This window comes from Clostridium sp. LBM24168, assembly GCF_052953915.1.
This window is the reverse complement of sequence record NZ_CP196861.1, coordinates 2,263,789-2,276,930: the sequence shown is the minus strand read 5'-3', so window position 1 is coordinate 2,276,930 and position 13,142 is coordinate 2,263,789. Positions and strand designations below refer to the sequence as shown.

The following is a 13,142-nucleotide window of genomic DNA, read 5'->3' as shown; positions in this document are numbered from 1 at the left end:
ATGATGAGTTTGAATGAGACACCGCGTTCAGTTAGAACACATATAGCTCTTTTTGGAAAAAGGAATGCTGGAAAGTCAAGCATAATAAATGCTGTGACTCAACAGAATATAGCTATTGTATCAGATATTAAGGGAACTACGACAGATCCTGTTTATAAATCTATGGAAATTCTCCCAATAGGACCATGTGTAATAATAGACACTGCTGGACTCGATGATATCGGTGAATTGGGGGAACTTAGAAAAGAAAAAACTATGAAAGTTCTAAATGAAGCCGATATATCAATAATTGTAGTGGATTCAACTGCTGGAATAACAGATTATGATATATATATAATAAATAGTATAAAAGAAAAGAAAATTCCAGTTATAATTGTTTTAAATAAGTCGGATTTATTCGATGTGAGTGACAATGAAATTAAAAATATAAATAAAAAATTTGAGCTCACGGTAGTGAAAGTATCCACGATTACAGGCCTTGGTGTGAAAAAACTAAAAGATGAGATTATAAAAATATTACCTGAAAATAATGATAAATTTAAGATAATTGGAGATTTGATAAGTCCAGGAGATTTTGTAGTTCTAGTAATTCCGATAGATAAAGCAGCACCTAAAGGAAGGCTTATACTCCCACAGCAGCAGACAATAAGAGATATTTTGGAAAGTGATGCCATGGCCATAGTTACAAAAGAATATGAATTGAGGGAAACTCTTGAAAATTTGTCAAAAAAACCTAAAATAGTTGTAACAGACTCTCAGGTATTTTTGAAAGTTGCCGCTGATACACCCAAGGATATATTGATGACTTCTTTTTCAATACTGTTTGCGAGATACAAGGGCGATCTTGTAGAGCTTATAAAAGGAGTAAAAGCTATAAATAAATTAAAGGATGGAGATAAAGTATTGATAGCTGAAGGATGCACACATCACAGACAGTCAGATGATATAGGGACAGTTAAAATACCTAGATGGATAAGACAGGCTACTGGGAAGAGGATAAACTTTGAATATTCATCAGGGGTTTCTTTTAAAGATAATATAAAAAAATATGAACTTATAGTTCACTGTGGTGGATGTATGTTAAACAAATCGGCTATGCTTTATAGAATTAATTCAGCAAAAAAATTTAACGTCCCAATAGTTAACTATGGTATACTTATTGCGTATGTTCAAGGTATACTTGATAGGGCGCTAAAACCTTTTCCACTGGCAAATATGGTATGGAAAGAAGATAACTAATGAAAATTAAGATTTGTATATCTATATAAAAAATATACTTCCCCTATCTGTAAGCTTCCCATTTTTTAAGAATATGGTTTTCATATTATGTTTTTCTAAAAAAGCAAATACTTTTTCTGCATAACAATAATAATTCAGATCTCCAAAGAATACTACATAATTGTCAAAAGTACCACAGCATCCACCTATGAATCCATAGTTAAAGCCTGGAAGTAGAATATCTCCAGGTGGGATTTTAAGGACATCTACATCTTCTTTCAAAAGTGCAGTATAAATACTTGTATCACTTGTAATTATTGAATTTGCATCAATTACAGCTGAAGAACATTTAGTATAGCCTTGATTTACATTTATAAATTTTTTGTATTCTATATTATTTAATAGTGCATAGTCTGTATATTTTAAATTGTGTACAAATAACCTAGGAAGATTAAGTGCATTTAAAATTATGTCATTTGGATATTTATCTGTAAGACTGTTTTTTGACAAAATTACGCTTATCCCTATGTTGTTTAATTTTTTGACAAAATTTTTATCTATGTTTTTATGAACTACGGCAGTGGTTTTATCGATGAAATGAAGAAGCATGTCTGGATGACCGCAAACTTCATTATAGAGATCTTTGCAAGGTGGGCATATTATAATTTTTGCCCCAAGCTTTATTAAATTTTTTTTCTCTTCTTCACTTGTTCTAAAATCAATAATTGCATATTTCATATGAATTGCCCCTTTTATGTTTGTAAACATTATAAACTAGTAAGTTAAACTTGTCGATATTTGACAATCAAATTTTGAATATAGATTTTGTTTAGACGCATACTATTTGGGAAGGGAGTGTGAAAAATGCCGTTATTGGTTTTAATTTATAAGGTTGAAAGAGGAGAATATATAATAAATGGAATAAAATCTATGAGAGAATATTTTAAAGGCAAAAATATAAATATAGGTGTATCTGAAAGGATGGAATCCGATACTCACTTCCTAAGAATATTTTGCGATAGTGACTTAAATGAGCGACTTAAAAATATATTCAATATTTATGTAGCCGATATATTATATAATATAATGATAGATGAATTTTATAGAAAGGAAATAGATAACTTTTTAAATGAAACTTACTTCTTTTTGAAGAGTGAGGAAATGGAGCATGTAAAAAAGGAAAGTCTCAATTGTACTAAGGGTAATATATCCATTATAGATTCTGATTCTATCTATTGTATAAATAAAAAAAATTCCATAATTGAAAAAATAATAAAATGTATAGATGAAAACAATAATATAAATATAGAAGGATTTATTACATTTAGAATGAAAAATATTTTGAATGATTTTGAAAGTATAGTAGATAGAGTAGTAGAAAAATATATGGTTGAAAAAGAATATGATGAGTTTATAAAGCTCCTAAAATATTTTGTGGAAATACAGGAAAGTAAAATAGATTATTTGGATATATTTATAGAGGATAGTGGAAATTATGTTATAAGAGATGGAAATGGTGAAGATATAACAGATAAATTGTTTAGTGAACTGGATGAGTGTAGGAACAATAAGGATGCAACTTTTGAAGATATGCTTATAAGTGCTCTTATAACCAATGCTCCTGGGAGGATATGTATACATTCTATAGAGAATTGCAAAAATGAGGAACTTATAGATACAATACAAAAGGTATTTACTGACAGGGTTGAGCTTTATAATAAATGCAATGTATAAGTAAATTGAATTTTTATATTGACATATTTGCTTTAGAATAATAAAATAAATATCATAAACAAGAGTAATGACGAGGAAAAGTAGATAAAATATTGTCTTAAGAGATAAAAACTTATTAGCTGAGAGGTTTTTTAGATGATGTTTGTTGAAAAACCACCTTTGAACTGAATACTGAATGTAGAATTAAATAATATTCTATTATTAAGTATTTTCGTTGGCCTGCGTTAAAGGTATAGAGATAACAGTATAAATTATGTATTATTGTATGTAATCTACAATAGCATAGTTTTGCAGTTAATTTGGGTGGAAACACGGCAATAGCTCGTCCCATAATTAGGGGATGGGTTTTTTTGGCTTAAAAATTGCAATATTTAGATATATCTTGTAAGGGGAGGAAAAGTAATGATAAAGGTATCTTTGAAAAATGGAAAAGTAATTGAAGTTGAGAATGGATCTACTATAGCAGATATAGCATCTAAAATAAGCATCTCTCTTGGGAAAAAGGCATTAGGTGCTAGGTTGAACGGAAAAGTTGTAGAACTTATGAGAGAGGTAAATGAGGATTGTAAACTTGAGATATTGACATTTGAAGATAAAGAAGGAAAGAGAATATTATGGCATACTGCATCTCATATACTTGCTCAAGCAGTTAAAAGACTGTATCCGGATGTAAAATTAGCCATAGGACCTGCTATAGACAACGGATTTTACTATGATATGGATGCAGATTTTTCATTTACTCCAGAGCTACTTGAGAAGATTGAAATAGAAATGAATAGAATAATAAAAGAAAATGAAAAATTGGAAAAATTTGAACTTCCGAGACTTGAGGCTATAAAAACAATGGAAGAAGCAGGAGAACCCTATAAGGTTGAATTGATTAGAGATCTTCCAGAGGATGCAATAATAACTTTTTACAAACAGGGAGATTTTATAGATCTTTGTGCTGGGCCTCATGTACCTTCAACAGGTAAAGTAAAAGTGGTTAAACTTCTTTCAATTGCAGGGGCCTACTGGAGAGGGAATGAGAAGAACAAGATGCTTCAAAGAATATATGGAATTGCTTTTGAAAAAAAGAGTGAACTACAGGATTATTTGAAAATGATAGAAGAAGCAAAAAAGAGAGATCATAGAAAATTAGGCAAGGAGCTTGATCTATTCAGTATACATGAAGAAGGACCGGGATTTCCTTTCTTTCATCCAAAGGGAATGGTTATAAGAAATACACTTCAAGAATTTTGGAGAGAAGTTCACAGAAAAGCTGGATATGACGAAATAATGACTCCGATTATATTGAATGAGGAATTATGGCATAAGTCAGGACATTGGGATCATTATAAAGAAAATATGTACTTTACTAAGATAGATGATGAAGATTATGCCATAAAGCCAATGAATTGTCCTGGGTCAATACTTGTTTATAAAAGTAAACTGCATTCCTATAAAGATTTTCCTATAAGGTATGGAGAAATGGGAATTGTTCATAGACATGAGAAATCAGGGGCACTTCACGGCCTTATGAGAGTAAGATGCTTTACTCAGGATGATGCACATATATTTATAACTAAGGACATGATTAAAGATGAACTTTTGAATGTAATAAAATTAATAGACAATTTCTATAAAGTATTTGGATTTGAATATTTTGTAGAGTTATCCACAAGACCTGAGAATTCCATGGGAAGTGATGATGACTGGAATGCTGCAACAGACGGCTTGAAGTCTGCATTGGAGGCGGCAGGCCTGGATTATAAGGTAAATGAAGGGGATGGAGCCTTTTATGGACCTAAAATAGATTTTCATCTGAGGGATTCAATAGGGAGAACATGGCAATGTGGAACAGTTCAGCTTGATTTTCAGATGCCTGCATGTTTTGATCTCAGTTATGTAGGTCCGGATGGAGAAAAACATAGACCAGTTATGCTTCACAGGGTTGTATTTGGATCTATAGAAAGATTTATAGGAATTTTGATAGAAAACTATGCTGGAGCTTTTCCAGTTTGGTTAGCACCAGTTCAGGTTGAAGTTATGAATATAACTGATTCGCAAATTGACTATGTCAACAAAATTGTAAATAAGTTGAAAGAAAATGATATTAGGGTGGAATCTGATATTAGAAATGAGAAGATAGGATACAAAATAAGAGAAGCACAGATTCAGAAAGTGCCATATATGATTATAATAGGGGAGAAAGAAGTAAAGGAAGGAAATATATCCGTTAGAAGCAGAAAAACTGGAGATATAGGAAGCATGCAACTTGATGAATTTATTTCTAAAGTTAAAGAGCATATAACTCAAAAATCAAGGGATATTTAAAAAGTATATAAAATCATAGTACTAATATATTGACAATAACTAATATCTGTATTATACTAAGAAAAGTTGAGTTTAAAGAAGAAACCAGCCGTTTCTCACCTTACGGCATTGCTAGTAAGGTTATCAGGGATTTCAATATGGGATTTTACTATTTTTCTATTGAAGTATTAAGGGACGGCTTTGAGCTGTCTCTTTTTTATATGTGTCACTGATATTTTATTTAGGAGGTGAAAATTATTAATAAAGGTTTTCTTGTAAATGAAGAAATAAGGGAAAAAGAAGTAAGAACTATTGGAAATGATGGTAATCAATTTGGGATTATATCCTTGGATAAAGCTATTAGACTTGCAGAAGAAAGTGAGCTGGATTTGGTGATGATATCTCCAAATGCAAAACCACCTGTATGCAAAATAATGAACTATGGTAAATTTCTTTATGAGCAGACAAAGAAAGATAAAGAATCCAGAAAGAAGCAAAAAGTTGTTGTAATAAAAGAAGTAAGGCTTAGTCCCACTATTGAAGAACATGACATATCCATTAAGTCCAATAATGCGAGAAAATTTTTACTGGCAGGGGATAAAGTTAAAGTTACGATTAGATTTAGAGGAAGAGAAGCAGAGTATTCATTTACTGGGAGAAAAATATTAAATAATTTTTATTCCAAGCTTGAAGATGCCTGTACAATAGAAAAAAAGGCAAAACTTGAGGGAAGAAATATGATAATGATTTTATCACCTAAAAAAGCATAATTGAATCGAGAGGAGGAATTGTTATGCCAAAAATGAAAACTAAGAAGGGTGCAGCAAAGAGATTTAAAATTACAGGAACTGGAAAGCTTAAAAGAGCAAAAGCTTATAAAAGTCATAAATTGACGGCCAAAAGTTCAAAAGTAAAAAGGAATCTTAGAAAAACAGGATATGTTGCAGAAGCTCAAGAGAAAAATATGAAAGATTTACTACCTTATTTATAGTAGGAAATTCTAGAAGGAGGTTAAAAGATGGCAAGAGTAAAGAGAGCTGTAAATGCTCGTAAATATCATAAAAAAGTATTAAAGCTGGCTAAAGGCTATTATGGTGGAAGAAGCAAATTATTTAAAACTGCCAATGAGTCGGTTATAAGAGCACTTAGAAATGCATATGTAGGAAGAAGACTGAAGAAAAGAGATTTTAGGAAGCTCTGGATAGCGAGAATAAATGCTGCAGCAAGATTAAATGGACTTTCCTATTCAAGATTTATAAATGGAATAAAGACTGCGGGAATAGATATGAACAGAAAGATGCTTTCAGAAATAGCAATAAATGATCCGAAGGCATTTACTGAACTGGCTGAAATAGCTAAAAAGCAGTTAACTGCATAAAAATTGCATTTGTTTACATAGGAGTGTAGTGTTTCTACGCTCTTTTATGTTAGTATTTAATAGAGGCTCGGGTGAAATTATTGAATATTATAAAAAGTAGAAGCAATCTTCAGATTAAGGAAGTAAAAAAACTAAAAGATAAGAAATATAGAGATCATAAAGGTGAATTTTTGGTAGAAGGATTCAGGTTTGTAGAAGAGGCTGTTAAATCTAAATTTAAAATTTCAATGATTTTTATAAATGAGGATCTAAGTGATAAATGGAAAGAATACTTAAAAAGCAAAAATATAAATATAAGCTTTGATGTCAAGGTATACTATACATTACCTGATATATTCAATACTATAAGCAGTACAGATAATTCACAAGGGATAATTGCTGTAGTCAAGAATACCAATTTAAAGATGGAAAAGAAGGATGGTTTCTATGTACTTGCAGATAAAATCCAAGATCCGGGGAACATGGGAACTATAATAAGAAGCGCCCATGCTTCTGGGGCATTAGGTGTAATATTGACTAAGGGAACTGTAGATGTATATAATGAAAAAACACTCAGGTCAACTATGGGATCTATTTTTTATATGCCTGTACTGCAAGATTATGATTTCAAGATTGTAAAATCATTAAAAGAAGATGGATTTAGAATTGTGGCGGGTACAATTGATGCAAGCATGAATTTTTATGATGTAGATCTGAAGAGTAAAGTAATATTGGCAGTGGGAAATGAAGGAAATGGATTGAGCAATGAAGTAAAAAATATGGCGGATGTAAAGGTCAAAATACCGATGCCTGGAAATGCTGAATCTTTAAATGCTTCTGTAGCTGTATCAATTATGATGTTTGAAGTTGTAAGGCAAAAATTAAATTGATTTTTTATGTTGACATTATAATAGGATAATTGTAATATTTACAATATGCAATAAAACTGTATATTGTACTTTGATAGAAAGAGTAAAAGTATAATTATTTACAGAGAGAGAAAATTTTGGTTGAGAGTTTTCTTAGAGTTATTATACTTTGAAGTTCGTTCTGGAGTTCCAATTGTGAATACTTTAGTAGCAATTGGCGGTTAGAACCGTTAAATTTTACAAGTGGATATTTTAAGATATCAATTTGGGTGGTAACGCGGATATAGAGTTCGTCCCTTTTGGGATGAACTCTTTTTTATTTTGAAATTTTATATGTTGTAATATGAAAGGAGACGCTATGATGATAAAGGAAAAGTTACAAAAGATAAAAGATGATGCTATTAATGAGTTGAAAAGTAAAAAAGACAATGTGGAGATAAATGACATAAGAATAAAGTATTTAGGAAAAAAAGGAGAACTTACCAAAATATTGAGAAGCATGAAATCACTTTCATCGGAAGAGAGACCGATAATTGGAAAATTAGCCAATGAAGTGAGAAAAAGTCTTGAGAATGCAATAGAGGAAACTGCAAAAATGATGAAGAATACAGAGAGAGAAAGTAAGTTGAAGAATGAAATAATTGATATAACTATGCCCGGAAGAAAACAGATTATAGGTAAGAGACATCCTCTTGAGCAGACTTTGGAAGATATGAAACAAATCTTTATTTCAATGGGATTTACTATAGAAGAGGGCCCGGAAGTGGAACTTGACTACTATAATTTTGAAGCGCTTAACATACCCAAGAATCATCCAGCAAGAGGCGAACAAGATACTTTCTATATAAATGATAATGTGGTTCTTAGAACTCAGACTTCACCAATACAGATAAGAACTATGGAGAAACAGAAGCCTCCGATAAAAATGATATCTCCGGGAAAGGTTTATCGTTCAGATGCTGTGGATGCAACTCATTCACCTATATTCTATCAAATGGAAGGACTTGTAGTTGACAAAGGGATAACTTTTGCAAATTTAAAGGGAACTCTTGAATTGTTTGCGAAGAAGATGTTTGGTGAAAAAATAAATACGAAATTTAGACCACATCATTTCCCATTTACAGAACCTTCTGCAGAAATGGATGCCACATGCTTTGTGTGCGGTGGAAAAGGGTGCAAGGTGTGTAAAGGAGAAGGATGGATAGAACTTTTAGGATGTGGAATGGTACACCCTTATGTATTGAGAAATTGTGGCATAGATCCCGAAATATACAGTGGATTTGCTTTTGGCATGGGTGTGGATAGAATGGTTATGTTGAAATATGGCATAGATGATATAAGAAATATGTATGAAAGTGATATGAGATTTTTAAATCAATTTTAGGAGGAGTTACTTATGAAAGTTCCAGTAAGATGGCTAAAAGATTATGTGAATGTGGATATTCCAGCGGAGGAATTGGGAGATAAATTGACGTTGAGTGGATCGAAAGTTGAAGAAGTCATAACTACAGGAAACGAAATAAATAATGTAGTTACAGGTAAAATCTTAAATATAGAAAAGCATCCTGATGCAGATAAATTATTTGTGTGCAGCGTTGATATAGGAGAAGATGAACCTATTCAGATAATAACGGCTGCCACAAATATGAAAGAACAGGATATAATACCTGTAGCCCTGCATGGTTCTACTATACACGGTGGGGTGAAGATAAAGAAGGGAAAACTTAGGGGACTTATGTCAAATGGTATGTTTTGTTCTGAAGAAGAACTTGGTATAGCTGGAGACAAACCAGTTCATGGACTTATGATACTTCCAGAATCAACACCTATCGGTAAGGATATAAAATCAGTTATTGATATGGATAGTAGTGTAATAGATTTTGAGATAACGTCCAACAGGCCGGATTGCCTGAGTGTTGTAGGAATAGCTAGAGAAACAGCTGCAACGTTGAATAAAAAATATAAAATGCCAGATGTTGTATACAGAGAATCCAAGGATGACAATGTTGAAGATGAATTGAAAGTTGAAGTAAAAGACGATCTTTGTAGAAGGTACATAGCAAAAATAATAAAAAATGTAAAAATAGATCAATCTCCTTCCTGGATGCAGAAAAGACTTTTAGAAGCTGGAGTAAGACCTATAAATAATATAGTTGATATAACTAATTTTGTTATGCTTGAAATTGGAGAACCTATGCATGCTTATGATATAAGAAATATAGAATCCAATACCATAGTTGTAAAACGAGCTCAGGATGGAGAAAAATTTACTACTCTTGATGGTGAGGAAAGAGAACTCGATAAGGATGTACTTACAATAAGAGATGGAGATAGAGCGATAGGTATTGCAGGAATAATGGGGGGACTTAATTCAGAAATAAAAGATGATACCAAAGATATAGTGTTTGAATGTGCAAATTTTGATGGTACCAATATAAGGATTTCTACACAAAAACTTACACTTAGAACTGAAGCTTCATCTAGATTTGAGAAGGATCTTGATCCAAACCTTGCTGAAGTTGCCATGGATAGGGCCTGCCATCTAGTAGAACAACTTTGTGCAGGAGAAATTGTTAAAGGAAGTATCGATATTTATAATAAAAAAGTTGAACCTCATTATGTGGAAGTAAATTCAGATTGGATTAATAAATTTCTTGGCATAGACATACCTGAAAAGGAAATGGCAGAAGATCTTGACAGACTTGAATTAAAAACAAAAATAAAAGGTGATATGTTGAAGATTTATGTTCCTACATTTAGAAGTGATATTAATATAAAAGAAGATGTAGCAGAAGAAGTGGCAAGAATGTATGGATATGATAAAATTCCATCTACTATAATAGAAAGTGTGAATACTAGGGGTGGAAAGAGTGGAAAACAGAAATTAGATGACAAAATAGTAGATATACTTATTGCAAGTGGTCTAAACCAATCTATAAGTTATTCATTTTTCAGTAAAAAGTCTTTTGATAAAATATGCCTTGATAAAAATAGTATATTGAGAAAAGTAGTAACTATAAGAAATCCGTTAGGTGAAGATTATAGTATAATGAGAACAACTACAATTCCACCTATGATGGAGGCACTTGGTAGGAATTATTCCAGAAAAAATGAGTTCGCAAGATTATTTGAGATAGGAAGAATATATATACCAAAGGATGATACGGATAAACTTCCTGATGAAAAGAACATGATAACTGTGGGCATGTATGGGAATGTGGATTATTTTGATCTAAAAGGTGTTGTGGAGAATATTCTATCCGCTTTTCAAATAAGAGATTTTTTATTAAAGAGAGAGAGTAATAATCCAACTTTTCATCCCGGTAGAACTGCAAACTTGTATATAAAAAATGAATTTGTAGGTGTTCTCGGCGAGATACACCCAAATGTAGCTGATAACTATGGCATTGAGTCTAGATGCTATGTATTTGAATTGAATCTTGATCTGATTTATAAGTATTCAAATTCTAGTAAAAAATATAGCCCATTACCTAAATTTCCCGCAGTTTCAAGAGATATTTCCATACTTGTAGACAAAAATGTGCTTGTAGAGGATATAGAGAATATAATTAAAAAGCAAGGCGGTAAAATGGTTGAAAATATAAAATTATTTGATGTATATACGGGAGAACAAATAGAAAAAGGGAAGAAATCTATAGCATATTCAATATCCTATAGACTTGAAGATAGAACTTTGACGGATTTGGAAGTAAATAAAGTTCATGATAGGATATTGAAAGCTCTTGAAAATAAACTTGAAGCAAAATTAAGATAGATAAATTAATGTACTGACTTTACTGTTGGATGCAAATAACTAACAGTAAAGTCCTATTTGAAAAATTAAAATAGGTATTTTTTACCTATAAAGTCTAATTGGTAGTTTAACATATGTGGAATTTGTGATAAAATGGTTTTATGGATTATTGAAAACAGTAGTATCTGAGAGGGTGTTCAAATGAATGTGGTGACAGTTGTCATAAATGGTATAGAATATAACTTAAAAGGTGACGAACAGGAAGAGTATTTACATAGGTTGGCTAGTTATGTAGACAAGAAAGTAAAGAATATACTAGAAATTAATAATAAATTAAGCACTTCCTCAGCAGCTATACTGTCAGCAGTAAATGTAGCTGACGATATGTTTAAGATAAAAGAAGTTAATAAAAAACTAGAAAAGGAATCTGAACAATTTAAAAAAATTCAGAAAGTATATGAAGAAGAGATATCTTCTCTGAAAAAGCAACTTAAGCATATGGAAGAATATAATGCAGAGCTCCAACAAAAATTAAAGGATTACGATCATGAGGAGTATTCCAGGGAAGAAGCTGCGGAAAAGAATAATGAAATTGAAAGATTAAAAAAGGAAATAAACCTAACTAAGGAAGCTGCCAAGGAGCACTTAAAAGAAAATGCGAAAATTAAATCAGAGAATAAAGATTACAAGTTTAAAATTCAATCCTTTAAATATAAAATAATGGATCTTCAAAATAAGCTGGAAGAGAATCAGATAAGTCTGGCAAAGGAAAGAAGTAGGAAAAATCCTCTTTTGAGTGATAAATCTAAGTAGAAACCGAACTAATAGAAAATTTTAGTTCGGTTCCTTTATGTAAATATTTCTGATATCCTGCATATAATAATATTAATATATCAAGTTAGTCTAGGAGTTATATACGGTGAATATATTGTTTTGTATAAGAAAGGATTACTACAGAAATTTTGCAGGAGATTCTGTGCAATTTATAAAAACTATAAAATATCTTGAAAGAAAAGGTGTAAAAGTTGATATAAATACGGGAAAAGTACAGGATTATTCAAAGTACGATATTGTCCACTTATTTAATCTGATAAGAATAAGAGATACTTATAATTATTATAAAAGGGCCAGGTACTATGAAAAAAAAGTAGTACTATCTCCTATATATTGGAATTTAATTAAATACTATAAATTTATTAATGATGAATATGATATAGAATTATGGAATAGAGGTAATGTTAGAAGAAAAGATATACTTCAGGGCTGTGATATGATATATCCTAACAGTGAACTTGAAGGAGAGATAATATGCAGAGATTTTAATATAAATATACCGTATACAGTTATATATAACGGAGTTGAATGTAATATCGGTAATATTGAAAAATTTGATTTTAAGAAAAGATATGGCTTGAATGAATACATACTTTGTTCGGCCAGAATATGCAGAAGAAAAAATCAACTTGCATTAAGTAGAGTATGCCAATATTTTGACTGTGAATTGGTACTTGTAGGAAATATAAATAATAGAGAATATTTTGAGAAGTGTATGAAGTATGAGAATGTAAAATATCTGGGATTTATGAGTAGATATAATTTATACAATGCCTATAAATATGCAAGAGTTCATATACTTCCAAGTTTTGTAGAAACTCCGGGACTTTCATCACTTGAAGCTGCCTCCGTTGGATGTAATATAGTGTCAACTTCAGAGGGAAGCAGTACTGAATATTTCAAGGATAAATGTATTTATTGCAATCCCTATAATGAAGATAGTATAAGAAAGTCCCTTGAAGCTGCTTTAAATGTTGGCAAGAATAATAAATTAATGAGGTATATCAATTTAAATTATAACTGGGAAAAGTGTATAGATAGATTATATGAAAGTTACAAGATTTTATTGAATTGAATAAGG

At 31.2% G+C, this 13,142-nt stretch carries 12 protein-coding genes and 1 other annotated feature; of the genes, 11 read left to right on the top strand and 1 reads right to left on the bottom strand.

Annotation, left to right across the window (positions count from 1 at the left end; genetic code table 11):
- The first annotated feature begins 3 nt into the window (after nt 1–3).
- Nucleotides 4–1,239 (top strand): [FeFe] hydrogenase H-cluster maturation GTPase HydF, encoded by a 1,236-nt coding sequence (gene hydF / locus ACSVC9_RS11290; RefSeq protein WP_446897590.1) that lies wholly within the window; start codon nt 4–6, stop codon nt 1,237–1,239.
- Nucleotides 1,240–1,260: 21 nt separating this feature from the next.
- On the opposite strand, the gene ACSVC9_RS11285 is transcribed toward hydF, so the two are convergent.
- The gene (locus ACSVC9_RS11285) at nt 1,261–1,956 is read right to left on the bottom strand and encodes a DUF6873 family GME fold protein (RefSeq protein WP_446897589.1); all 696 of its coding nucleotides are present in this window, start codon (nt 1,954–1,956) and stop codon (nt 1,261–1,263) included.
- Between the two features lie 126 nt (nt 1,957–2,082).
- Between ACSVC9_RS11285 and ytxC the strand changes: the two genes are divergently transcribed.
- The 10 genes from ytxC (at nt 2,083) to ACSVC9_RS11235 (ending at nt 13,136) form a co-directional block, all read left to right on the top strand.
- Nucleotides 2,083–2,952 carry a putative sporulation protein YtxC gene (gene ytxC, locus ACSVC9_RS11280; protein WP_446897588.1) on the top strand — a complete coding sequence of 290 codons (870 nt, stop codon included), beginning with the start codon at nt 2,083–2,085 and terminating at the stop codon, nt 2,950–2,952.
- 402 nt (nt 2,953–3,354) lie between these two features.
- A complete protein-coding gene (gene thrS, locus ACSVC9_RS11275; RefSeq protein WP_446897587.1) occupies nt 3,355–5,268 on the top strand; it encodes a threonine--tRNA ligase in 1,914 nt (637 codons plus the stop codon).
- 227 nt (nt 5,269–5,495) lie between these two features.
- Nucleotides 5,496–6,017, top strand: a complete 522-nt coding sequence (gene infC, locus ACSVC9_RS11270; RefSeq protein WP_446897586.1) for a translation initiation factor IF-3 — start codon at nt 5,496–5,498, stop codon at nt 6,015–6,017.
- 23 nt (nt 6,018–6,040) lie between these two features.
- Nucleotides 6,041–6,238 (top strand): 50S ribosomal protein L35, encoded by a 198-nt coding sequence (gene rpmI, locus ACSVC9_RS11265; protein WP_446897585.1) that lies wholly within the window; start codon nt 6,041–6,043, stop codon nt 6,236–6,238.
- 27 nt (nt 6,239–6,265) lie between these two features.
- The gene (gene rplT / locus ACSVC9_RS11260; protein ID WP_446897584.1) at nt 6,266–6,625 is read left to right on the top strand and encodes a 50S ribosomal protein L20; all 360 of its coding nucleotides are present in this window, start codon (nt 6,266–6,268) and stop codon (nt 6,623–6,625) included.
- Nucleotides 6,626–6,705: 80 nt separating this feature from the next.
- Nucleotides 6,706–7,494, top strand: coding sequence for a TrmH family RNA methyltransferase (locus tag ACSVC9_RS11255; RefSeq protein ID WP_446899847.1), 789 nt, complete (start codon nt 6,706–6,708; stop codon nt 7,492–7,494).
- Nucleotides 7,495–7,555: 61 nt separating this feature from the next.
- Nucleotides 7,556–7,774 (top strand) — a binding site (T-box leader).
- Between the two features lie 60 nt (nt 7,775–7,834).
- A complete protein-coding gene (gene pheS / locus ACSVC9_RS11250; RefSeq protein WP_446897583.1) occupies nt 7,835–8,857 on the top strand; it encodes a phenylalanine--tRNA ligase subunit alpha in 1,023 nt (340 codons plus the stop codon).
- A gap of 12 nt (nt 8,858–8,869) precedes the next feature.
- Complete coding sequence (gene pheT / locus ACSVC9_RS11245; RefSeq protein ID WP_446897582.1) at nt 8,870–11,248, top strand: phenylalanine--tRNA ligase subunit beta; 2,379 nt, start codon at nt 8,870–8,872, stop codon at nt 11,246–11,248.
- Between the two features lie 180 nt (nt 11,249–11,428).
- The gene (gene zapA, locus ACSVC9_RS11240; RefSeq protein ID WP_446897581.1) at nt 11,429–12,040 is read left to right on the top strand and encodes a cell division protein ZapA; all 612 of its coding nucleotides are present in this window, start codon (nt 11,429–11,431) and stop codon (nt 12,038–12,040) included.
- Between the two features lie 106 nt (nt 12,041–12,146).
- A complete protein-coding gene (locus ACSVC9_RS11235) occupies nt 12,147–13,136 on the top strand; it encodes a glycosyltransferase family 4 protein (RefSeq protein ID WP_446897580.1) in 990 nt (329 codons plus the stop codon).
- Nucleotides 13,137–13,142: the final 6 nt, after the last annotated feature.